The following is a 21,532-nucleotide window of genomic DNA, read 5'->3' on the forward strand; positions in this document are numbered from 1 at the left end:
ATCACGAGCAGGTCACCTTCCGTCCCTTGAGTGTGGCTGTGTGATACACCTGCTCCACGCGACTGGCCACGGTGTTCCAGTCGTACATCTGGCTCCGTTCCTGCCCGCGGGCAGCCAGCTCGCGAATCTCGGCGGGCTTCGAGAGCAGACCGTTGACCTTCAGCGCGAGGTTGGCTGCATCGTGGTTGGCGAACAGGCACGCGGCGCGCCCCTGGTCGCCGACCGCTTGGAAGGCCGGGATATCACTGGCGACGACGGCCGCACCTGCAGCCATTGCCTCCACAAGCACGATGCCGAAGCTCTCGCCTCCGGTGTTGGGGGCGACGTAAATGTCGCTGCTGGCCAGGGCGCGGGCTTTCTCCGCGTCACTGACCTTGCCCAACACCCGCACTGTTGCCTCACTAGGCTGCCTGCCGTGGACCCAGCTCAGCCCCATCCCGTCCAGGCGCTTACCGAGTGCCTCAACAGACCCCGCACCCACGACCAACAGTTCGACATTCGGGTGCTGGCGCAGGATTGCCGGCATCGCCCCGAGCATCACCTGGAGACCCTTGCGCGGCTCATCGAAGCGACCGAGGAACATCAGGCGAGGCCGGTCAGGGTCTAGCTCAGTCAACACTTTGGCTTCCCTGTACGCAGCAGTGTCAACCCCGTTGGGGATCAGCACGGGGTCGCCGGCGAGCATCTCCACCTGCCAGCGCCGCGCCTCCTCGGAGACCGCGATGCCGGCATGGATCTTCTCCAGAAACGGCCGCAAAGCCGGCAAAGCGAGCTTCAGGAGCTTCGAACCGCTAGCCGAAGCGTGATAGGTCGCCACCATGGGTCCTTCGGCAACTGCCAGGGTCAGCATGGAATAGGACGGAGAGTTCGGTTCGTGGATGTGCACGACGTCGAAATCATTTCGCGCAATCCAGCGGCGAAGGTGCCGGCGTGTTCGAGGTCCGAAGCTCAGCCGGGCCACGGAACCGTTGTAGCGGATGGGGATGCTGGGGCCTCCGCACTCCAGAAACTCCGGCAGCCCCTCCGGTTGCTCCCCCGGACCAATGAGGCTCACGCGGTGGCCACGGCGCTGTAGCTCGGTGCAGAGCTCAATCGCGTGGATCTGCACCCCGCCGGGTTCGTCGAAGGAGTAGGGGCACACCATTCCGATGTTAAGGGGGCGCTCGCCAGTCACTGCGAGTTGATCCTGGGTCACGGAACCTCCCCCGCACCGAGCCGAGCACGGCGCGCCTCGCTCAGGTCGTCATAGAAAAGGGGCTGCAGCATGTGCCAGTCGGCGGGGTGGGCAGCGATATTTTTCTCGAAGCCGTCGGCAATATCCTGCGCAACCTCCGCGATCGGGCGGTCCGCGTCGATCCTTGGCCCCACAGAAAAGCCCCACTGATCCGTGGACTCGCCGAAGAAACTGTGAGCTACGTGCAGGGCTGCCCCAGTTTTCTGGGCAAGCAGAGCGGGGCCTGCGGGCATGGAGGTGCGCTCGCCGAAGAAATCCACGGGAACTCCACGACCGGTCAGATCCCGCTCCCCCATCAGACACACGATCCCGCCACCCCGGAGGACCTCCTCAAGCCGGGCCATCGGGGGTTGCTGGCCACCAGTCAGTGGGAGCACCTCGAAGCCCAGCTGGTTGCGGTAGCGGACGAAAGCTTCAAATAGCGATTCTGGCTTCAGCCTTTCCGCGACGGTCGCGAAACCGCCGTGGGTATGAACGAGCCACACCCCAGCCATGTCCCAGTTCCCGGAATGCGGCAACGTCAGGATGAGTCCGCGCCCTTCCTCGACGGCCGCAGCCACGCGCTGCTTGCTCACTGGGGAGTCGAAGCCCCGGTCGAGTGTGACGGCAAAATTTTTCCCGACCATGCTGGGCAGCCGGAAGGCCTCCTTCCAGTACCTGAGATAGGAGCGCATGGCGCGGCGCACGAGGGCACGAGTGACATTCTCGGGCCCGACGACACGCGACAGATTACGACGTAGCTGATCAGGCCCCTTCCCCTTACCAGAGGCAGCATCCGCGATCACGTTGAAAAGCACGGTTGCGACGGGTTCCGGCAGGCGCTTGGTTGCCGCCCAACCCAGTTGGTACCCCAGGGCAGACAGTTCCTCGCCGCTGGGGAGGGATAGCTTCTTGGCCACGGGCTAAAACTCCCGTGCTCCCGCGGGGGCCGCGATGTGATCGGTAGATGCATCCGAGCGGGAAGCCATCACGAGGCGCTGGATCACCGTGAACACGGACCCCAGGCCAAGCAGCCACAGGCCAACCCAGAGCACGTAAGGCACACCCAGGCCGGACAGGCCCAGGGCGACCAACGAGATAATGAGCCGCTCTGGACGCTCGATGAGGCCGCCGTCAACGGGCAGGTCGCTGGCCTCTGCTCGCGCCTTCACATAACTGGTCACCTGTCCCGCGACAAGAATCGTGAGGGTGAGAGCGAGCAGCACCGGGTGGGACTCGGCGTCCAGAGCAAACCAAAAAGCGAGCGCACCGAAGATCGCACCGTCCGTGACCCGGTCGCAGGTTGCGTCCAGGGTGGCGCCGAATTTTGTGCCGCCGCCCGCCATCCGGGCCATGGTGCCGTCGACCATGTCCAGCGCGGTCGTGAGCCCGATCAGCACGGCCGCGGCGAAGTGATGCCCGGTTGGGATCAACCACAGCGCGAGCACCACCGCAGCGACTGTTCCGCCCAGCGTGACCGCATTCGGGCTCACGTGCGCTTTCTGAAGGGTGCGGGCGATGGGTTCAATGATGACGGAGGCAGGCCGACGGGCGTGTTCGCTCAACATAAAGCCTTCCTTTCAGTCATCACGATCATCCTTAGTACGGGTCCCCTACGCCCGGTATTATCCACTATTTTTGATCCTCAAGCTCGCGCCACGCCCGAGAGAGCAGAGCCCTGGTATCGCGAAGTGTCTGCGGTAGCACTTTAGCGCCGGCGATCACGGTCATGAAACTTGTATCCCCGGTCCAGCGGGGAACGATGTGTTGGTGCAGGTGTGTTGGGACCGAGCCGCCTGACGGGCGGCCAAGGTTCATGCCGACGTTGATGGCGTCCGGGCCCGAGACAAAGCGCAGGGTCTTGATTGCATGCTGGGTGAAGGTCGCCATCTCAATAAGCTCCGACATTGTCAGGTCCTCGTAATTCGCGACCTGGCGGTATGGGATCACCATCATGTGCCCGGGGTTATAGGGAAACAGGTTGAGAACGCAGAAGACCTCCTCACCACGAGCGACGATGAGCGCGTCCTCGTCGGAAAGGTTAGGCAGGTCGAGGAACGGGTCCTCAGGCTTCTTCTCACCGCCCTCGGGGCCTCCTGCTCCCTCCTGGGCGGACTTCTTCGGCCGATCGGCGAGGTAAGCGGAGCGGTAGGGCGCCCAGAGGCGGTCCAAACCGCCGGAGAGTTCAGGCTGCGAGCCCACCCCGGTATCCACGACCCGGTCTTTATCTTCCGACGGCCCCGGGGTAGATAGCTCAGCTGCCGCAGGTTCCGCCGTCCCCTGCTCTGAGGACCACCGGCCGGCCGGAACCTGGTCCGGGTCGCAACTCACTATCTTCACACCCCTACCTGTAGTAGCTGTCGCCGGGCGATGCTTAGCCCAGCTCCGACGCGATGAGTTCCTTCGTCGGCTGCTCATTGCGACGCTGGCCGATCCACTCCTTAATCGCCTTGGCTGCCTCCTCACGAGGCACTCCGTTGACCTGGGTGCCGTCGTGGAAGCGGAAGCTCACCGCACCATTCTCGACGTCCCGTCCTCCGACGAGCAGCATGAATGGAATCTTGCCCTTGGTGTGGGTTCGGATCTTCTTCTGCATGCGGTCATCGGAGGTATCAACCTCGGCGCGGATGCCGTCCTTGCGAAGGTCGGCGACGAACTCCTCCAGGTACTCGGTGAAGTCCTCGGCCACCGGGATACCCATGACCTGGTGCGGTGCCAGCCAAGCGGGGAAGGCGCCGGCGTAGTGCTCCAGGAGCACGCCGAAGAAGCGCTCGATGGAGCCGAATAGCGCGCGGTGAATCATGATCGGGCGCTTCTTGGTGCCGTCCGGCGCGGTGTACTCCAGGTCAAAGCGCTCAGGCAGGTTGAAATCCAGCTGCACGGTGGACATCTGCCAGGTACGACCAATGGCGTCGCGAGCCTGGACGGAGATCTTCGGCCCGTAGAAGGCTGCACCCGCCGGGTCCGGTACAAGCTCCAGGCCGGACTTCTCAGCGACCCGCTGCAGAATCTCAGTGGAACGCTCCCAGATCTCGTCGGTGCCGACGAACTTCTTCGGGTCCTTCGTCGACAGCTCCAGGTAGAAATCGTCCAGACCGTAGTCGCGCAGCAGGGAGATGATGAACTCCAGTACCGTCGTCAGCTCGTCCTCGAGCTGATCCTCGGTGCAGTAGATGTGCGCGTCGTCCTGGGTGAAACCACGTGCGCGGGTCAGTCCGTGCACCACGCCGGACTTCTCGTAGCGGTATACGGTGCCGAACTCGAAGAGCCGCAGGGGCAGCTCACGATAGCTGCGGCCACGGGAAGCGAAGATGAGGTTGTGCATCGGGCAGTTCATCGGCTTGGCGTAGTAGTCCTGCCCCGGCTTGGTGACGTTGCCTTCCTCGTCGGTCTCGCCATCCAGCTGCATCGGGGGGAACATGCCCTCGGCGTAGAAGTCCAGGTGACCGGACTTCTGGAACAGGTCGCCCTTCGTGATGTGCGGGGTGTTGACGAAGGAGTAGCCGCTCGCCAGGTGGCGCCTGCGTGAGTGCTCTTCCATCTCGAGGCGCACGATGCCGCCATTCGGGTGGAAAACCGGGAAGCCGGAGCCCACCTCGTCGGGAAAGCTGAACAGGTCAAGCTCCGCACCCAGTCGACGGTGGTCGCGCTTTTCAGCTTCCTCCAGCATGTGCTGGTACTCGGCGAGCTTCTCCTTGGACTCCCATGCGGTGCCGTAGATACGCTGCAGGCCTGCGTTGTCCTGGTCGCCGCGCCAATACGCCGCCGAGGAGCGGGTAATCGCAAACGCCGGGATGTAGCGCGTGGTCGGCACGTGCGGGCCGCGGCACAGGTCATACCACTCGACCTCGCCGGTGCGCGGGTTGACGTTCGAGTAGGCGGTCAGCTCGCCTGCACCGACCTCCATGGCCTCCTCCGAGTCCGGCGCCACGTTGCCTTTATCCTCGATCAGCTCGAGCTTGTACGGCTCGGCCGCGTATTCGGTGCGGGCCTCATCGTTAGAGCTATAGGCCTTGCGCTCAAAGCGCTGTCCGGACTTGATGATCTTCTTCATCTCCCGCTCGATCTTCTTCAGATCCTCGGGCGTGAACGGCTCCGCGACATCGAAGTCGTAGTAGAAACCACCATCGATGGCCGGCCCGATTCCCAGCTTGGTACCCGGGAAAACCCGCTGCACCGCCTGGGCGAGAACGTGCGCGGTGGAGTGGCGGATCACGCCGCGTCCCTCTTCCGTATCTGACGCAATCGCAGTGACCTCGGTGTCCACTTCCGGGGCCCAGGCAAGGTCGCGGAGGTTGCCCTCTGGGTCCTTCACGACGACGATGGCCTCGGGCCCCTTGTTCGGCAGTTCCAGCGGACGCATGGCCGCACCGGCTGTCTCGCCAGCCGGAACGAGGAACTTAACGGCAGGCTGTGCGGAAACGGGAGAGTTCAAGAAAATGCTCCTTCAAGCAACGACGTGGGCGGTCACATACCGGGTGACTGCCACTAACGACCTTTCAGTTTACCCTTCGAGGATCTGTTGCCCCCAGTAGGAGCCCGGTTCGGTGCCAGGCAGCACCCAGTAGACCCCGGAACCGGTGTGGGTGATCCACTGATTGAGTCGGTCGTTCTCCGCCAGACGGTGCTGCAGCGGGGTGAACGAGGTATCCGGGTCCTCCTGGAAGCAGATGAAAATCAGGCCGGAATCACCGTGTTCATTCACCTCGCCGTCCCAGTTGAACGGGCGTCGCAGCATGTGTTTGCCCTCCCCGGCCGTGATCCCCACGTGACTCTTAGGGTCAATCACGGGCAAGCCGGTGGAGTCCACCGCGTTGAGGTCCGGGTCGTCGAACTCATCTTCTCCGGTCAGGGGCGCACCGCTGATGGCCTTGCGGCCGAAGACATTCTCCCGGCTCTCGCGGTCGAGAGCTTCCCAACCAGGCATATCGAATGTCACCCGACGCACGATCATGGAGGTGCCGTTACGGTCGTCCCAGACCGCGTTGTCGAATTCCTCGTCGGTGCGCGGAACGACGGTGCCGTCCTTGAAGCCCATGAGGTTGCGCGCGGTCTGCCCCTCCCGGATATCGACGAAGCCGCGCTGGGTCCAGCGTGGTTTAACGTAGTCCCGACCACCACGGGTCAGCACCCGCATCGCATGCGACAGGGTGGTCAGGTCCTCGCCGCACATTTGGACGACGACGTCCCCATCGCTAAACGCCGGGTCCAAATCGTCGCCCTTGAACTTAGGCAGCCCCTTCGTGTGGGAGGAAACCCATTGTGGTGCTGAATCCAGGGCCCCGATCTTCTCGATGAGGGCCGGTGACCAGCCGATAGTGATGGTCAGGTTGCCGGGTTGCAGATTGAGCTCGGGCTCGAGGTCTGCCAACGCCGCCTCACCCTGGGTCAGCTTCCGGGCATCCGGGGTCCACACGCGCATGAGCCGGCGGAGGTCCTTACGGAGGGCCTCACGGCTGTTTGTGTTGTGGAAATCGAATGCCACAATGAGCCCATGACTCTGGTGTGGCGTTTGGATGCCAGCCTGGCGAGCACCGTCGAAGGGGACGGTCAACTTTTCTTCGATGTGCCCGGAGGAGTTGGGCTTATCTCCCCCGCGTCCCTCGCCCTCCGCGCAGCTGGCGAGCACGGCAGCCGCGCCCGCTGCACCGACACCGGCAAATAGGCCACGCCGGCTGACATTAAATAATCCCGAAGACTCCCCAGTACTCATCTCACTCAACTACCTTCTTTTATCCTTGCTAAATCTCTAAAACCGCAGCCAAATGGCGGGAAAGCCTGGGCCCCGCGTTGGTCACGCGGCCCAGGCTTTCACTGCATGAGGTGATGGGAGGCAGCTTTAGTGCTCGCCGTGACCGGCGTGCTCCCCCTCGCCGCCCATCTCGGCACCATGGCTGCCGTGCTCGCTGTGATCCTCCATGCCAACGTGATCACCGTGGCCCTCCATGCCAGCGTGATCACCGTGGGGCATCGCCGTAGTGCTCGTGGCTGGACTGCTGTACGCGGGCCGGGATGTTCTTCAGCTCGTACTCCGTGCCATCCTCTGCCTTGAGGGTGACCGTAATGTCGTCACCTGCAGCGATTTCCTCGGAGTACCCCATGATCATGATGTGGTCCCCGCCCGGCTTCAGCTCCAGGTCGCCGCCGGCCGAGATGCGCAGACCATCCGGGTTCTCCTGCATAACACCATCGACAACCTCGTGGAGCTCGTACTTCGCGTCCAGGCTGCCGGATGCGGAGACAATGTGGATATCCTTGTCGGTGTTGTTGACCAGCTTGCCGAAGACCGCGGTCATGTCCTTATCGGTGCCCTTGGCCCCGACGTATGCCTCTTCGAAGGTCAGGCCCTCAGCGGCATTATCGGCGGTCTGAGACTCAGAAGCCGTCTGCTCGCTAGGCTTCTCCTCCGACGGGGAGCATGCAGCCAGACCGAGGGCGGTGACGCCCATCAGCGCGACAGCGGTAGCGCGCAGGGACTTTGGGCGGCGCACAGAGTGTCCAACGGTTGTATTCATGGTGTACCTCACGGAAAAGTCCTTGATTCTCAAGGAGGTGGTTGGTGCGGAGGGCGGAAACGCCAGGACGAACGAACCGTACCCAGCCTCTCACCCCACGCGCATGGGATGTGGACCCAACCAGAACGGTTTAGTTGACGGTGCCTGCCACAGGCTCAGTGCCAGCAACGTCAGCCGTACCTGGCTGAACGTCAGCGGGGGCCTCCTCCGTCTCGGTGGCCTCCTCAGACGTGGTGGTCTCCTGCGTCTCAGAAGTTGCCGAGTCGGCCTTCTTGTCCGTCTTATCGGCCAGCTCCGGGGTCTTTGCCCCGACGGTGGCGGTGTCGATGTGCTCGGTGCCGGTAGCGTTCTCATTCGGTGGAGCGCAGGCAGCCAGCGCGAGTGCGGCGCTCAGCGCGACGACGGCGGACAGTGCAGTGCGGTTCTGCTTCACGGTTTTCAGACTCCTTGATGTTTCTCGTGCTCTCTTCGTCCCTGCCGCGGCTCGCGCCGCAGACAGACGCCCCAAACTACTTGGAGATATCCCGCCACCGTGCGATGGCAAGAACGAGAGCTCCTGCAATAACAACAATACTGGTTACGCCGAAAATCCAGGTAGGCACGCCCAGCCCCTCAGACTCGGATTCCTCCGACTGCTCGGAAGAGCTGGAATCCGAAGACTCGGTGTCCCCGTATTGGAACTGCAGCGAGCCGCGAGTAGCGTGGCCATCCGAAGAGGTGATCTGATAGCCCACGGTGTACTCACCGGGCTGCCAGTCCACATCATCCGAGACATCGATACTCAAAACTCGACCATCCGCATCGGGCTCCCCTGTGAAGAGAACCTGCCCATCGCGGGACAGTGCGATACGGTTAAATCCCTCCTTCGGAACACCCGAGAACGTCAAGGAGATTTCCTTGACCGGCTCCTGGATTTTCGACCCCTGCTTCGGCGTGGATTCAACCACGAGGTCGTGCGCTGCCGCCGGGCCAACGCCGGCCCCCAGCATCGCAATCCCCGTAACGAGTGCCGCCACGAGGCCCGCAATCCGGGACCGGAGCTTGTGTGCGTCAGCAAACCACAACTGCATCTTCACCTTCCATTGATGTTCGGGTCCGATATAGATAGTCGGACGATCGCTCGATTAAGTTCCCGCGAACTTCACTCCGCCCGAGCATACCCCCCGAGCCCGCACCCCCACGTCACGCGCCGCCGCTCCTCCCCAGAGGGACTTTCAGTGATTAGCTGAAGCCGTCGGCCACCCAACTAGAACGGGGATGCCCGATACGAAAAAGGGACCGGTCGTTGCCGACCGGCCCCTTAATAACCGTGGTCCTAACTGGGATTGAACCAGTGACCCCTTCGGTGTGAACGAAGTGCTCTCCCACTGAGCTATAGGACCTTGCAGGAGATAATTTAGCTGAGCGCTACAGCCTTTTCCAAAACCTGCAGGCCACAAGACATATTCGGCACAATACGCCTCGACCCCTAGTGACCACCCCAAGAGCACCACCTCCCGAAAGGTCGACACCAGGCGCCCCGTCCGCCCCCCACCCAAGAAAGAATGACGGACAAATAACAACGAGGTGACTTTAAAACGACCTGATTTTCAGCCCTACACCTGGCGATTTGTCGCTTCGGACACGATTGACTATCGTTTAGTGCTGCAGCACAGCGTGCAGCCGGTGAACCACAGGTTCTCGGTGAAACTATGTTGCGATGCGGATGTAGCGCAGTTGGTAGCGCATCACCTTGCCAAGGTGAGGGTCGCGAGTTCGAGTCTCGTCATCCGCTCCACTCTTATTTTAGAGGACCGCGCGATTAGCTCAGCGGTAGAGCACTTCCCCGACACGGAAGGGGTCACTGGTTCGATCCCAGTATCGCGCACGGTGAGTTCACTATTACAGTGGATTCGCACGCGGATGTAGCGCAGTTGGTAGCGCATCACCTTGCCAAGGTGAGGGTCGCGAGTTCGAGTCTCGTCATCCGCTCCAGGTATTCTCCGCTTCACGTGGAGGATCACCACATCAGGCGGGTTTCACGCCACGGTGGAATGGCTGAGTGGCTTAGGCAACGGTCTGCAAAACCGTCTACACGGGTTCGATTCCCGTTTCCACCTCTCAGTTCGCCCCCGAGGCTGAACTTGAAAGCTAGCGCGATTAGCTCAGCGGTAGAGCACTTCCCCGACACGGAAGGGGTCACTGGTTCGATCCCAGTATCGCGCACGGTGAGTTCACTATTACAGTGGATTCGCACGCGGATGTAGCGCAGTTGGTAGCGCATCACCTTGCCAAGGTGAGGGTCGCGAGTTCGAGTCTCGTCATCCGCTCCAAAGATGAAGAGGCAGCAGTATTCACACTGTTGCCTCTTTTCTCATATCCCCACGATATTCTCGAAGACACCATGAGCCACTCTGCCTCTTCCCCAGCGCCTGCCTCCGCGAATCCAACCCGGGACGAGCCTCGTCGCGTCAGCGCTAGGACCACCCGCTTCGATGAACGCTTTCCATGGGTGAGTTGGGCACTGTGGCCGCTGGCGATCCTCACCGCCCTGCATAAGATCTGGGCTTCCTACGAGAGCGGCACGACGGACGACTTCACAACAGTATGGGAAGCCATCAACCGCTTCTGGTCGGGCGTTCCGGTGTACTCCGAGGACTACACCACCACCGACCCGCACTATCTCTACCTCCCGGGCGGGACGATGCTGCTGAGCCCGCTGTCAGCCCTCGGCAGTTTTGAAGCGGCGCGGGCGCTGTATATCTTCGGCAACGCCATCGCGATCGTGATTGCCCTTGGGATCCTCAGCCACATCATCTACACTGCCCGCGGCTGGTCTAAGACCTGGCTGGGTTCCCTTTCCGGCGCGCTATGGCCACTGAGCATCATCGCCGTATTCAACACCGAGGCTGTCAAGAACAACCTGCTCTTCGCCAATATCAACGGAGTGCTCCTACTCCTCGCCACGCTGTGCCTGTACTTCCTCCTGCGAGAAGGCACCACCTCCCAGGTGTGCAGCGGGCTCGCGTTGGGACTCGCAATCACGATCAAGCCACAGTTCGTCGTCTTGCTGTTTCTTCCCTTCTTTCGACGTCAGTGGCTAAGCCTGGCTGCGGCCCTCCTTCTGCCTATCGTCTGCAACGTTGTGGGGTGGGTGTTGATGGCTGAACCCCAGGGCTTCGTCGATCATCTTGTGCCCTACCTCGGCGAGGTCCGTGACTTCGCGAACTCCTCGATCGTCGGTGTCGGCGTGTACTTCGGGGCCAGCACCGCAACGATTTGGTTCTGGCGCATTCTCGCCGCCGTCCTCGTACTCATCGGCGCATTTACCCTGCTGCCGTGGCGCAACTCCACCCGGCCCGGGGATCGCGCGATGTGGGCATTCACCACCTCCTCGCTGCTGCTGATCGGGGTGTTCCTCGTCAGTTCCCTCGGGCAGATGTACTATTCACTGCTCATCGTGCCGCTGCTCTTCACGGCATTCCTCCGCCGATCGACAATGCATAATCCAGTCGCGTGGCTGGGCGTCTACCTGTGCCTGGCCATCGACAGCTGGTACTCGGATCAATGGTTCTGGGCCGGGCGAATCTTCGAAACTCTGCGCGGCACCGTAGGCTGGATGCTGCTGCTCATCAGCATCTCGATCAGCGCGCTGATCTGGTTCCTCAACCGCTCCACCCCGTCCATCTCCGGTGGACGGCATCGCAAGCCAGCGGAAGAGAACAAAACCCAAGCCTGGGAAGGTGAATAGTTTTCCAATGACCGAAGATTTCCAGAATCTTACTAACGAGCAGTGGCGCCAGCGCCTCAATCCCGAAGAGTTTCAGGTGCTGCGACTGGCTGGCACCGAGCGCCCCCACACCGGCGAGTACGTCGATACCGAAACCGAGGGTGTCTACCGTTGCCGCGGCTGTGGCTCCGAGCTCTTCCGTTCCTCGGAGAAATTCCACTCTGGTTGCGGCTGGCCGAGCTTCTTCGACCCAGCTGATAGCGATGCGGTTGTGCTGCGAGAAGATCTGAGCCTCGGCATGCGCCGCGTAGAGGTTCTCTGCGCGACCTGCCACGGCCACCTGGGACACGTCTTTGAGGGCGAAGGCTACGATACGCCCACCGACCTGCGCTACTGCATCAATAGCATCGCGATGACCCTCGAGCCCCGCCAGCTTTAGCCCAACCACTCCCCGAAGAAAAAGCCGGGTGCAGCCCCATCCTCAGGAGCTGCACCCGGCTTTAGTCGCTCACTGCTAACGCGCAGCGTGGGCCCTAACCCAAGTCGGCAATGATCTTATCTGCCGCAGCGATCCCGGTCGCAACGGTAGCTGGCACCCCGACGCCGCGGAGCATCGAACCAGCGACCGCGAGACGTGGCACCCCGGCTACGTCATCCAGCACCTGCGACATCTTCTCGGCGTGCTTAACCCCGTAGCACGGGATCCCGCCATGCCATCGCTGCACGAAGATCTCCTCCGGCGTCTTCCGCTCGCCCGTAACCCGCTCCAGGTCCTCCAGAGCGTAAGCCAACAGAGCCCGATCACTAGCGTCGACGTACCAGGGCTCGTCCTTGGTGCCGAAGGAGGCGCGGACGAAGGCCCCACCGCCCTGGGCGAGGTGCGGCCACTTCTTGGAGCTGAAGGTGAAGGCTTTCGCCGCGGTGCCCGAGTTGGGCCCCAGCAGCACGCCGGAGCGCTCGGGAATACCGTGGTCAGAGGCAAAACGCATGCCCACCACCGCAGAGCTCGAGAGCTCCACGCTGCCCAATACCTCCGCTGCCACCGGCGCAGCGTCCTCCAAGATGACGGACGCGGTCGGCGCGGAGGTCGCGACAACGACGGCGTCCACCGTCCCCAGTGGATCAATCACCCACCGGCCATCCGAGGTCCGGCCGAGAGACTCGACAGCGGAGTTCAGGATCAGCTCGGGGTCGGCCTGACGCATCATCTCCTCGATCAGGCTGCGGTAGCCCTTGTCGAAAGAGCGGAACGGTGATCCCCCACCGCCCACCGCAGTGGCCCGTCGCTTCGCCAGCAGATCTTCCACCACGTCGAGCAGGAAGAAGCCCTGCCATCCCTCACCTGCGCGATCCAGTGCCGCCGCCAGCTGCGGCAGGGTTGCCCGCACACCGAGATCGTAGGCGCTGCAGGAGTACACCCCACCCAGAAGCGGGGAGACCAGCTTATCCACCACAGCCTTGCCCAACCGGGCCTCAACGAGCGCGCCCACGGTGGTGTCGTCGCCCGCGTTCCACGTCATCCGCTGGCCATCGCGCTCGGCATCCAGCCGGGCAGCTTCCGCAGGGCTGAGGATCTCGGACACCGCAGCAGCCGAGACAGGAATGCCCATCAGGGTCTCCCGCGGGATGTCAACGAACTTGCCATCCACCAGGAAGGACGAGCGCGCCGTAGAGGGGGTGCGTAGCTCGGAGCTCATTCCCAGCTTGTCGATCAGTTCCATGAATGGCTGGTCGAAGCTCAGGAACGCCTCGGCGCCCATATCCACGGGGCCGGTGGAAAAGCGCACCGTCTTTAGCTTCCCGCCCAGGCGTCCGTAGGCCTCGGCGAGCATCAGCTGGGCGCGATCCCCGAGCTGTTGGCGCAGCTGCCAGACCGCGCTGACTCCGGCGATCCCGCCGCCGATAACGGCAATGCGTGGCTTTCGCGCCGTGGTCATGAGTTGTGAACCTCCTCGAAGGCTGCGGTGATGGCGTCGGCGTCCGTGTGTGGCATCACTCCGTGGCCAAGGTTAAAGATGTGGCCGCGGGAATAGCCCAATTCGATGGCCTCGTCGGCCTCGGCGGCGATCCGCTGCACGTGCTCGCGGATCACGTCACGGCCTGCAAAGAGCACCGCCGGGTCGAGGTTTCCCTGATAAGCCTTCGGGGTCTGGTCAGGCAGCGCCTCCTGCACCCGCTTCGCGGCGACGTTCATTGGCACGCGCCAGTCCACACCCACCACATCCGGGCCAACCTTCGCCAGGTCGACCAGCAACTCGCCAGTGCCGACGCCGAAGTGCGTCATTGGGATACCGTACGGTCGCACTGCATCGAGGATCTTCTGGGAATACGGGGCGACGTACTCCCGGTAGTCGCGGGCGGTGAGGAAGCCTGCCCAGGAGTCGAAAAGCTGGATCGCGTCCACACCGGCCTCGATCTGGGCCTGAAGGAAGTGCGCGATCATCGGGCTGAGCTTTTCCATGAGCGCGTGCCACAACTGTGGCTCGGCGTACATCATCGCCTTGGTGACCTCATGGTTCTTCGACGGCCCACCCTCGATCAAGTAGCTAGCCACCGTGAACGGAGCTCCCGCAAAGCCAATGAGTACCTGGTCCGTGCGCAGGCGCTCGAGGATCTGCCCGATGCCCTCCACGATCGGGCCGAGCTGGTCGGGCTCGAGGTCCGGGATGTTCGCGATCTGCTCGGCGGTTCGCACCGCCTCCCCCATGACTGGACCGCGCCCAGCAACGATCTCGACGTCCATCCCGGCGGCCTTCAGTGGGACAACGATGTCGCTGAACAGGATCGCTGCGTCAGCATCGTGGCGGACGACGGGCTGCATGGTGATCTCAGCGAGCAGATCCGGCATGAAACAGGAATCCAGCATCGGAATGCCCTCGCGAACCTTGCGGTATTCCGGCAGGGAGCGGCCGGCCTGGCGCATCATCCACACAGGTCGGCGGGATGGCTTCTCGCCACGCACCGCCGCCAGATACGGGGCGTCCGCATCGGCGCGTCGGGCGGCAGAGGCTGCAGCGAGATCGGGCGTCAACAACTCATTAGTCATGGCTCCCATTATGCCAGCTATCCCCAAATAACCGGCAGGTGGTAATGGCGGTCTTCTTGGGCTTCCCTCGGCGTGGCAACCCCCACCAAAAACCTTAAAGGCTAGGTTTAGACATTGTGAATGAGCTGAACAACGCGAAAGACAATCACCAGCGCCCGGGAGCAACCGCGCTCGGCGTCCGCACCCCCGAGGCGGAGCCTGAACAGACGCCGGAGTATTTCGAGCACGCCGTGAAGTCGATGTCGGAGGCACCCCTGCGCTCGGGCATCACCATCGCGGAGATTCGGCCACCGCGTAACCTCGCGCCACTCAGCCACGCGATCGGCCTGGAGATCAGCCAGGTGAATCTGGCCGACCGAATTGCCTCGCAGGAAGAGCCAGATGGCACGGTGGCCGCCGGGGATGCCTTCGGCCGGCTCATTCTTCTCCACGACCCGCACGGCGAGGAGCCGTGGCAGGGAGCCAAGATGCGCATGGTCGCCTATATCCAGGCAGATATGGACGCCGACGTCGCGTCCGACCCGCTGCTGCCCGAGGTCGCGTGGGACTGGCTTACCGAGGAGCTTGGTGGCCCTGGTGCCGAGTACTCCGACCTCGGTGGCACCGTCACCTCCACGGCCTCCGTACGCTACGGCGAGATCGGTGGGCCACCGCGCGCCTTCCAGCTGGAGATGCGTGCGTCCTGGACCGCGACAGGCGTTGATCTGGAAGGCCACGTCCAGGCCTTCGCGAATGTCTTGGCGAACGTCGCTGGCCTTCCGCCGGAGGGTGTCTCGCAGCTGCCGCGCTTCTAGGCTCACCTCACGCTCGTTCTGTTCGCGTCGACAGGCGGCGCGAATGCAAATATTCAACCCCGGCCCCTGCAGGTTATCGCTGCAAGGCCGGGGTTGGTTTTATCCCATCTGCCTCTAGTAGTAGATGGCGGTCGGTCGACCGTGGATCCGCTCGACCTGAACGGGAAAGTCATAGAGGCTGCTGAGCGTCTCCTCGGTCATGACTTCCTCCGGCGTCCCCGTGGTGTGGACCTTGCCGTTCTTCATTGCAACAAGCCGGTCGGAGAACGCAGCGGCCATGTTGATGTCGTGAATGACGATGACGACGGTGCGGCCCTGCTCGTGGGCGGCAGCCTTAATCGTGCGCATCATCGACACGGAGTGCTTCATGTCGAGGTTGTTCAGCGGCTCGTCCAGCAGGATGTATTCGGTGTCCTGGGCGAGCACCATCGCAACGAAGGCGCGCTGGCGCTGTCCGCCGGAGAGCTCGTCGATGAACTTATCGGCGATCTCACCGAGTTCCATCGACTCAATCGCCGCATCGACGGCTTCTTCGCACTCGGCCGTGAGTCGGCCACGGGAATGCGGGAAGCGTCCGAAAGCCACCAGCTCCCTCACCCGAATTCGGCTCAAGGTGTGGTTTTCCTGCCGGAGGACCGCGAGAATCTTCGCGAGCTCTCGGGTGTCCGTGGCGTATACGTCCATTCCCGCGACCTCCGCGGTGCCACCGTCGGCGTCGATCAGGCGCGCGATCGCAGTCAGCAGGGTGGATTTTCCTGCTCCGTTGGCTCCGATAATGCTGGTGACTCCGCCCTCGGGGATACGAAGGTCGACGTGATCCAGAACCAGCGAATCACCGTAGCGTTTGCTGAGTTGCTTGGTCTCAATCACTTGAGTTTCTCCTTCCGCAAGAGCAGGAACAGGAACAAAATACCGCCCACAAATTCAATCAGCACGGAGACGGTGGTGCCGTAGCCAAGAATCTGGCCCAGAATAAACTGCGCGCCCACGAGGGAGGAAACGCCGAACAGAGCAGCAACCGGGAGGGTCCAGGTATGCCGGGTCGTGCCCGTCGCCCGGTAAGCCAGGTGCGCGACAATGAGCCCTAAGAACAGGATCGGGCCGACCAGCGCGGTGGAGGCTGCTACCAGGATGGTGATCGCAGCGAGCAGGAGCAGGCTTTCCTTGCGGTACCCCACGCCCAGGCCAATTGACGTCTCTTGCCCCAGCGCCATGACATCGAGCACATGGCGTTTATGCCAGATCCAGGCGCAGACAACGATCGTCACCAGCAGTGTAAAGACCAGCAGCGGCCGGTCGATACCGGTGAAGGATGCAAAGAAGGCATCCTGCAGCACCTGGTACTCATTGGGGTCGATCATCTTCTGCAGAAGTCCGGCCAGCGACTTAAAGAAGATCCCGCACACCACACCAATGAGCAGCAGAACGTCCAGGGTCATCGTCGTCGATGTCACCAGGGGGCTGAACACGACTACGGCAAAAACGACCATGATCACCGTATTCAGCACGAAGCCCGCGATGGGGTGCATTCCACTCAGCGCACTACTGCCGAGGAAAAACACGATCAGCGTGTTGATCAGCACATAAATTGAATCGAAACCGATCAGGCCCGGGGTCAAAATATGGTTCCGGGTCAGTGTGTGAAAGACCACGGTGGATACGCCAGCGGTAATCCCGGCCACAGCGAGCGCGCCGACGGTGGTCAACCGCATGGGCAGTACAAAACCCCAGGCGCGGGGAAGCTGCCACAAGATGAACAGGCCTAGCAGCGCTACGGTAATGAGGAGTACCGCCACGAACGTGCGCCGTGGCCTTTTCGAATCATCCCGCTTCGTGCTCGATGCGTGTGTCACGCGTCCCAGCAAAAGCTAACCTTTCCTTACTATCGTTAGCCGCGACGAGCGCGACGGAACAGCTTTGGCTTCGTTGAGTTCTGGATGCGAGCCCCACGAATCAAGATGTAGAGGAATACGGCAGCACCCAGCACGCCAAGAACGGTACCCACCGGGATTTCGTATGGGTAACGGATGACGCGGCTCAGAATGTCCCCGCCCAGCGTCATGACTGCGCCGCAGGCCGCGACCCAAGGCAGTGCCTTGCGGGCGTTGTCACCAATGCGTGCGCGAACCAGGTTCGGGACGATCAGCCCGATGAACGGGATAGCACCCACGACGGTGACGGTGACAGCCGCGATGACAGCCACGATGACTATGGCAGAGTACTCGACGAGCTTGACGCGGACTCCCACTCCCTTAGCCAGGTCGTGGCCCAGGCCGAGCAGAGTCAACCGGTCAGCGAGGACATAGGCTGCGAGGGCGAGCACTGCAACGAGCCAGAGGAGCTCGTAGCGGCCACGGAGCACACCTGCGAAGGATCCGAGCTGCCACGCACCGAGGCTCTGCAGCAGGTCGAAGGAGTATGCAAAAAACGTGGTGGCGGCGCCAATAATGCCACCGTAAATGATACCGACCAGCGGAACCGTGAACCCGGTTCGCACCTTGATGCGGGACACGATAAACAGGAATCCGATCGTGCCGATGAGCGCGGTGAGGCTGGCCATCCCGAGCTTCGCCCACATCGGGGCACCGGGGAGCAGTAGCGCGATGGCCAGCAGTCCTGCCATCGCGGACTCCGTGGAGCCGACGGTAGAGGCTTCGACGAAGCGGTTGCGTGCCAGCAGTTGCATAATCAGCCCGCCCATGGCCAACGCGGATCCGGCCAGCAAGGCAGCGAGAGTGCGCGGGATACGGGAAACTGCGACAACCGAGGAATCCGCATCCGCAGCCCCCAGCATCAGGCTGAGCAGCGAGAGTAGAACGAGAACGCCCGCGAGGATCATGGCATAGACGGGGCCGCGCGACCGAGGCGTTTTCCGATCTGCGGATTCGGCCGTTGCTGCGGAATTGCTCCCCGCAGCGGTGTCGGCAGCGGCGCGCTGAGCACCGACCTGACCCCGGTACGAGGTCTGCGGGGCGCGTGACAAGGGAGCCCCTGCCTGCCTCGTTAGGGTGCTCACGGAACCGTTGGTACCCATCTGCTCGCTACTCTCCTACTACAGTCTCGCTCGCTTGTTACGTGATTGAACCGCGCCCCGGGTGCCCGTGGCGCGGTTGTTGTTTTATTAGAGTGCCTGCTCGATATCATCGAGCATGGTGTTCATGCCGGCGATACCGCCACCGTTGAGGTACCAATCAGCACCGCTCAGCATGTAGATCCGGTCCTCCTTGGCCGCATCCGTCTGCTTGACCAGCTCGTTGTCGAGGGTGGCCTTAGCGGAGTGACCCTCCTGACCGATGGCTGCGTCACGGTCGATGACGAACATGGTCTTCGGGTTGATCTTCTTCAGCAGCTCGAAGGAAGCGTTCTCACCGTGGGCGCTATCGCTCTTGATGTCGCCTGCCGGGGTGAAGCCGAGGTCGTTGAAGACCAGGCCGAAGCGGGAATCCGCACCGTAGAGGCTGATCTCGCCGCCACTGGTCATCAGGACTGCAGCTTCCTTCTTATCGGCCGGAACAGAGTCGGCAATCTTCTTCACTCGATCGCGGATCTCGTCAGCCTTTTCCTTCGCTTCGGCCTCCTTGCCGAAGAGCTTGCCCAGGGCCTCGACGCGCTCCAGATTGCTCTCGATCGTGTAGTGATCGTAGTTGATCGTCATGTTCGCGGTCGGAGCGATCTTCTCGAACTCCTTGAGCATCTTCGCCTGACGTCCGCCGATGAGGATCAGATCCGGATCTGCTGCGGCGATGGCCTCCATGTCCGGCTCCTTCAGAGAACCGGCGTTAGCCTCGATCCCCTCTGCAGCCTTCGGCATGGTGGCAGCCTTGGCGGTGGACACGACGCGGTCCTTCTCTCCCAGCGCAGCCAGGGTATCGAGGGAAGCGTAGTCGAGGACGACGATGCGCTTCGGCTCGGACTTCAGCTCGACGGTGCCATTTTCGGCCTCGAGGGTGTAGGTGCGATCCGCGTTATTCTGCTGGCTGGACGCGGAGTTATTCTCGGCGGAGTTGTCCTCGGCTGCGCAGCCCGTGAGGATCAGAGAGAATCCGGCAGCTGCTGCAACGAGTGCGTGGGAGATCTTCAATCTTTTGCTCTTCCTAGTTCGTCCCGGTCCGCCTCTGCAGGGAGACACGGCCGGTATTATTCCGAAAGTTGACCGAACAAGCAAGGTTAGCTTGCCCTAAGTCCCCCTAGATACTGTCAAAGACAGTGAAGATAGGCAAGCCTAAATTGAGCCCTTCGCGGAATTAGGCAACATTATTGTTTCTAATTACCCCCGTTGGCGGGTGAACAGGGGGTAAAAGCCACTAGAAGCGGTCGAGCCACCCCGTCACGCGCTCCTCCACGGATGCCACATCGAGGCCCACTTCCTCGAGCACTTCTCCCCGCGATGCGTGCGCCAGGTACTCCTGTGGCACCGCGAGCAAACGCACCGGTGTATTAACCTCTGCAGCGCTCAATGCCGCCTGTAGCGCAGAGCCAGCCCCGCCGTGGATACCGTTATCCTCGACCGTCACCACTAGGTCGGCATCGCTGGCGAGCTCGACGAGCTCCTCGGAGACCGGGTAGACCCAGTGTGGATCCACGACCGCAGACTCCCAGCCCTTTGCCTTGGCCGCCTCAGCTGCCGCCCGGGACTGCCCCACGAGCGCGCCGTAGTTAATCACCAGCAGCTTCTTTGCGTCGCCTTGGTCAGCGGTGCGGTGCTCAAACAGGACGTCGTAGCTCTCCTCCTGCCGCAGAGCAGGAATGTCTGCCGGAACGCTGCCCTTCGGGAAGCGCACGACGGTGGGGGCGTCGTCAACATCGAGGCACCGGTCCAGCGCCGAGCGCAGTTGCGCTCCGTCGCGAGGAGCAGCGACATGAATCCCCGGCACAATTCCGGTGATGGACATGTCCCACATACCGTTGTGGCTTGCGCCATCTGGGCCGGTAATGCCAGCGCGATCCAGCACAAAGGTCACGCCCAGCCCCAGCAAACCGACATCCATCAGCATCTGGTCGAAGGCGCGGTTGAGGAAGGTCGAATACACCGCAACAACCGGGTGCAAGCCGCCCAAGGCAAGGCCAGCCGCGGAGGTGACGGCATGCTGTTCTGCGATGCCGACATCGAAGGTGCGCTGCGGAAAGACCTCACCAAACTCAGCGAGTCCAGTGGGGCCAGCCATCGCGGCGGTGATCGCCACGACGTCATCCCTCTCCCCCGCCTGCTCGATGAGGTGGGAGGAGAACACCTGGGTCCAGCCAGGCTTCGAGGCTTCCTTCGGCACACCGGTGACTGGGTCGATCACACCCGTGGCGTGCATCTGATCAGCTTCGTCGTTCTCCGCAGGGTCGAAGCCCTTGCCCTTGTGGGTGATCGTGTGGACGATGACGGGGCCACCGTAGTCCTTGGCGTAACGCAGTGCGTTCTCCACCTGGCCGATATCGTGCCCATCAACCGGACCGATGTACTTCAGCCCCAGGTCGGAGAACATTTCCTGCGGGAGGATGGAGTGCTTGACCCCTTCCTTGAGACCGGAAATCAGCTGGAATGCACGGTCCCCAACCCAGCCCATGCGGCCGAGGGTGTTTTTCCCGGACTCCATGACCTTGTCGTAGGCAGGCTGCAAGCGAAGTGCAGCGAGGTTCTCCGCCAGCCCGCCGATGGTCGGCGAGTAGGAACGCCCATTGTCGTTGACGACGATGACGATCGAGCGCTTCTTGCCGGTGGCGATGTTGTTCAGCGCCTCCCAGCACATGCCACCTGTGAGTGCCCCATCACCAACGACAGCCGCGACGTGACGGTGAGACTGGCCGCTGAGCTCGAAGGCCTTGGCCAGCCCGTCGGCATAAGAAAGGGATGCCGAGGCGTGGGAGGACTCGGTCCAGTCATGCGGGCTTTCCGCGCGGTCAGGGTAGCCCGACAGGCCGTCCTTCTGTCGCAGCGTGTCGAAGAGATCGCGGCGCCCCGTGAGGATCTTGTGCACGTACGCCTGGTGTCCCGTGTCGAAGATCAGAGGGTCGGACGGCGAGTCGAAGACCCGGTGCAGCGCCATCGTCAGCTCGACGACACCGAGGTTCGGACCCAAGTGTCCGCCGGTCGCGGAAACTTTTTCAATCAAAAACTCCCGAATCTCCCGCGCCAGCTGATCCAGCTTGCCCTCATCGAGCATCTTCAGATCCGCTGGTGAGGAAATATTTTCAAGGATTCCCATTGAACTCAGTTTCTCTCCATCCCACATTGAATTCGCTGGCCCCATCTTAGTGGGGACACCG

At 62.3% G+C, this 21,532-nt stretch carries 20 protein-coding genes and 7 tRNA genes; 9 read left to right on the top strand and 18 right to left on the bottom strand.

The features are described 5' to 3' along the window. Window position 1 precedes the first annotated feature (1 nt). The 11 genes from QP413_RS01550 to QP413_RS01600 all read right to left on the bottom strand — a co-directional run bounded on the left by QP413_RS01550 (window position 2) and on the right by QP413_RS01600 (window position 9,110). A complete protein-coding gene (locus QP413_RS01550) occupies window positions 2-1,195 on the bottom strand; it encodes a glycosyltransferase family 4 protein (RefSeq protein ID WP_012360178.1) in 1,194 nt (397 codons plus the stop codon). After that, a complete protein-coding gene (locus QP413_RS01555) occupies window positions 1,192-2,133 on the bottom strand; it encodes a phosphatidylinositol mannoside acyltransferase (RefSeq protein ID WP_284780244.1) in 942 nt (313 codons plus the stop codon). The genes QP413_RS01550 and QP413_RS01555 overlap by 4 nt, the downstream gene beginning before the upstream one ends. Window positions 2,134-2,136: 3 nt before the next feature. Then, complete coding sequence (gene pgsA / locus QP413_RS01560; protein ID WP_012360176.1) at window positions 2,137-2,781, bottom strand: phosphatidylinositol phosphate synthase; 645 nt, start codon at window positions 2,779-2,781, stop codon at window positions 2,137-2,139. A 64-nt stretch (window positions 2,782-2,845) separates the two neighbouring features. Then, window positions 2,846-3,427, bottom strand: a complete 582-nt coding sequence (locus QP413_RS01565; protein ID WP_173362344.1) for an HIT domain-containing protein — start codon at window positions 3,425-3,427, stop codon at window positions 2,846-2,848. A 160-nt stretch (window positions 3,428-3,587) separates the two neighbouring features. Beyond that, window positions 3,588-5,576: a threonine--tRNA ligase gene (thrS, locus tag QP413_RS01570; RefSeq protein ID WP_012360174.1), complete on the bottom strand. Its 1,989-nt coding sequence runs from the start codon at window positions 5,574-5,576 to the stop codon at window positions 3,588-3,590. Window positions 5,577-5,717: 141 nt separating this feature from the next. Further along, window positions 5,718-6,926 carry a Dyp-type peroxidase gene (locus tag QP413_RS01575; protein ID WP_284780247.1) on the bottom strand — a complete coding sequence of 403 codons (1,209 nt, stop codon included), beginning with the start codon at window positions 6,924-6,926 and terminating at the stop codon, window positions 5,718-5,720. 126 nt (window positions 6,927-7,052) lie between these two features. After that, window positions 7,053-7,184, bottom strand: a complete 132-nt coding sequence (locus QP413_RS01580) for a hypothetical protein (protein ID WP_015381600.1) — start codon at window positions 7,182-7,184, stop codon at window positions 7,053-7,055. Next, window positions 7,171-7,728 carry a copper chaperone PCu(A)C gene (locus tag QP413_RS01585; RefSeq protein WP_012360172.1) on the bottom strand — a complete coding sequence of 186 codons (558 nt, stop codon included), beginning with the start codon at window positions 7,726-7,728 and terminating at the stop codon, window positions 7,171-7,173. Before QP413_RS01585 ends, QP413_RS01580 begins: the two co-directional genes overlap by 14 nt. Window positions 7,729-7,858: 130 nt before the next feature. Continuing rightward, window positions 7,859-8,161: a hypothetical protein gene (locus tag QP413_RS01590; protein WP_231837767.1), complete on the bottom strand. Its 303-nt coding sequence runs from the start codon at window positions 8,159-8,161 to the stop codon at window positions 7,859-7,861. 76 nt (window positions 8,162-8,237) lie between these two features. Beyond that, window positions 8,238-8,798: a copper resistance CopC family protein gene (locus QP413_RS01595; RefSeq protein WP_284780250.1), complete on the bottom strand. Its 561-nt coding sequence runs from the start codon at window positions 8,796-8,798 to the stop codon at window positions 8,238-8,240. 240 nt (window positions 8,799-9,038) lie between these two features. Beyond that, window positions 9,039-9,110 (bottom strand) — tRNA-Val (locus tag QP413_RS01600). Between the two features lie 319 nt (window positions 9,111-9,429). On the opposite strand from QP413_RS01600, the gene QP413_RS01605 reads away from it, so the two are divergent. The 8 genes from QP413_RS01605 (at window position 9,430) to msrB (ending at window position 11,876) form a co-directional block, all read left to right on the top strand. Continuing rightward, a tRNA-Gly gene (locus QP413_RS01605) sits at window positions 9,430-9,505 on the top strand. Between the two features lie 18 nt (window positions 9,506-9,523). Further along, window positions 9,524-9,595, top strand: a tRNA-Val gene (locus tag QP413_RS01610). A 31-nt stretch (window positions 9,596-9,626) separates the two neighbouring features. Further along, window positions 9,627-9,702, top strand: a tRNA-Gly gene (locus QP413_RS01615). Between the two features lie 53 nt (window positions 9,703-9,755). Then, a tRNA-Cys gene (locus QP413_RS01620) sits at window positions 9,756-9,827 on the top strand. Between the two features lie 34 nt (window positions 9,828-9,861). After that, window positions 9,862-9,933: transfer RNA gene (locus QP413_RS01625), tRNA-Val, on the top strand. A 31-nt stretch (window positions 9,934-9,964) separates the two neighbouring features. Continuing rightward, window positions 9,965-10,040: transfer RNA gene (locus tag QP413_RS01630), tRNA-Gly, on the top strand. 71 nt (window positions 10,041-10,111) lie between these two features. Continuing rightward, window positions 10,112-11,458 (top strand): glycosyltransferase family 87 protein, encoded by a 1,347-nt coding sequence (locus QP413_RS01635; RefSeq protein WP_284780251.1) that lies wholly within the window; start codon window positions 10,112-10,114, stop codon window positions 11,456-11,458. 7 nt (window positions 11,459-11,465) lie between these two features. Then, window positions 11,466-11,876, top strand: a complete 411-nt coding sequence (gene msrB, locus QP413_RS01640) for a peptide-methionine (R)-S-oxide reductase MsrB (protein WP_148811721.1) — start codon at window positions 11,466-11,468, stop codon at window positions 11,874-11,876. Window positions 11,877-11,970: 94 nt separating this feature from the next. On the opposite strand, the gene hemG is transcribed toward msrB, so the two are convergent. Continuing rightward, on the bottom strand, window positions 11,971-13,374 hold the full coding sequence (gene hemG / locus QP413_RS01645; RefSeq protein WP_284780252.1) for a protoporphyrinogen oxidase: 1,404 nt from the start codon (window positions 13,372-13,374) through the stop codon (window positions 11,971-11,973). Beyond that, complete coding sequence (gene hemE, locus QP413_RS01650) at window positions 13,371-14,492, bottom strand: uroporphyrinogen decarboxylase (RefSeq protein ID WP_284780253.1); 1,122 nt, start codon at window positions 14,490-14,492, stop codon at window positions 13,371-13,373. Before hemE ends, hemG begins: the two co-directional genes overlap by 4 nt. A gap of 107 nt (window positions 14,493-14,599) precedes the next feature. Between hemE and QP413_RS01655 the strand changes: the two genes are divergently transcribed. Then, window positions 14,600-15,277, top strand: coding sequence for a DUF3000 domain-containing protein (locus QP413_RS01655; RefSeq protein ID WP_284757564.1), 678 nt, complete (start codon window positions 14,600-14,602; stop codon window positions 15,275-15,277). 114 nt (window positions 15,278-15,391) lie between these two features. On the opposite strand, the gene QP413_RS01660 is transcribed toward QP413_RS01655, so the two are convergent. From QP413_RS01660 to dxs, 5 genes are all read right to left on the bottom strand, one after another. Continuing rightward, window positions 15,392-16,147 carry an ABC transporter ATP-binding protein gene (locus tag QP413_RS01660; RefSeq protein ID WP_070758986.1) on the bottom strand — a complete coding sequence of 252 codons (756 nt, stop codon included), beginning with the start codon at window positions 16,145-16,147 and terminating at the stop codon, window positions 15,392-15,394. Beyond that, window positions 16,144-17,130, bottom strand: a complete 987-nt coding sequence (locus tag QP413_RS01665) for an iron chelate uptake ABC transporter family permease subunit (RefSeq protein ID WP_284780254.1) — start codon at window positions 17,128-17,130, stop codon at window positions 16,144-16,146. Before QP413_RS01665 ends, QP413_RS01660 begins: the two co-directional genes overlap by 4 nt. Before the next feature lie 35 nt (window positions 17,131-17,165). After that, window positions 17,166-18,311 (bottom strand): iron chelate uptake ABC transporter family permease subunit, encoded by a 1,146-nt coding sequence (locus QP413_RS01670; protein ID WP_284780255.1) that lies wholly within the window; start codon window positions 18,309-18,311, stop codon window positions 17,166-17,168. Window positions 18,312-18,398: 87 nt separating this feature from the next. Continuing rightward, the gene (locus QP413_RS01675; RefSeq protein WP_284780257.1) at window positions 18,399-19,358 is read right to left on the bottom strand and encodes a siderophore ABC transporter substrate-binding protein; all 960 of its coding nucleotides are present in this window, start codon (window positions 19,356-19,358) and stop codon (window positions 18,399-18,401) included. A 223-nt stretch (window positions 19,359-19,581) separates the two neighbouring features. Further along, a complete protein-coding gene (dxs, locus tag QP413_RS01680) occupies window positions 19,582-21,471 on the bottom strand; it encodes a 1-deoxy-D-xylulose-5-phosphate synthase (protein ID WP_284780258.1) in 1,890 nt (629 codons plus the stop codon). Window positions 21,472-21,532 lie beyond the last annotated feature (61 nt).

Source organism: Corynebacterium sp. UMB4614, assembly GCF_030217065.1.
Taxonomy (GTDB): domain Bacteria; phylum Actinomycetota; class Actinomycetes; order Mycobacteriales; family Mycobacteriaceae; genus Corynebacterium.

Bases quoted from the DNA above. Each gene is read 5' to 3' on its own strand.
- msrB (WP_148811721.1), top strand. From the start codon at position 11,466: ATGACCGAAGATTTCCAGAATCTTACTAACGAGCAGTGGCGCCAGCGC.
- QP413_RS01670 (WP_284780255.1), bottom strand. From the start codon at position 18,311: ATGGGTACCAACGGTTCCGTGAGCACCCTAACGAGGCAGGCAGGGGCT.
- hemE (WP_284780253.1), bottom strand. From the start codon at position 14,492: ATGGGAGCCATGACTAATGAGTTGTTGACGCCCGATCTCGCTGCAGCC.
- hemG (WP_284780252.1), bottom strand. From the start codon at position 13,374: ATGACCACGGCGCGAAAGCCACGCATTGCCGTTATCGGCGGCGGGATC.
- QP413_RS01585 (WP_012360172.1), bottom strand. From the start codon at position 7,728: ATGAATACAACCGTTGGACACTCTGTGCGCCGCCCAAAGTCCCTGCGC.
- QP413_RS01575 (WP_284780247.1), bottom strand. From the start codon at position 6,926: ATGAGTACTGGGGAGTCTTCGGGATTATTTAATGTCAGCCGGCGTGGC.
- QP413_RS01580 (WP_015381600.1), bottom strand. From the start codon at position 7,184: ATGCCCCACGGTGATCACGCTGGCATGGAGGGCCACGGTGATCACGTT.
- dxs (WP_284780258.1), bottom strand. From the start codon at position 21,471: ATGGGAATCCTTGAAAATATTTCCTCACCAGCGGATCTGAAGATGCTC.
- pgsA (WP_012360176.1), bottom strand. From the start codon at position 2,781: ATGTTGAGCGAACACGCCCGTCGGCCTGCCTCCGTCATCATTGAACCC.
- thrS (WP_012360174.1), bottom strand. From the start codon at position 5,576: ATGCGTCCGCTGGAACTGCCGAACAAGGGGCCCGAGGCCATCGTCGTC.
- QP413_RS01635 (WP_284780251.1), top strand. From the start codon at position 10,112: ATGAGCCACTCTGCCTCTTCCCCAGCGCCTGCCTCCGCGAATCCAACC.
- QP413_RS01595 (WP_284780250.1), bottom strand. From the start codon at position 8,798: ATGCAGTTGTGGTTTGCTGACGCACACAAGCTCCGGTCCCGGATTGCG.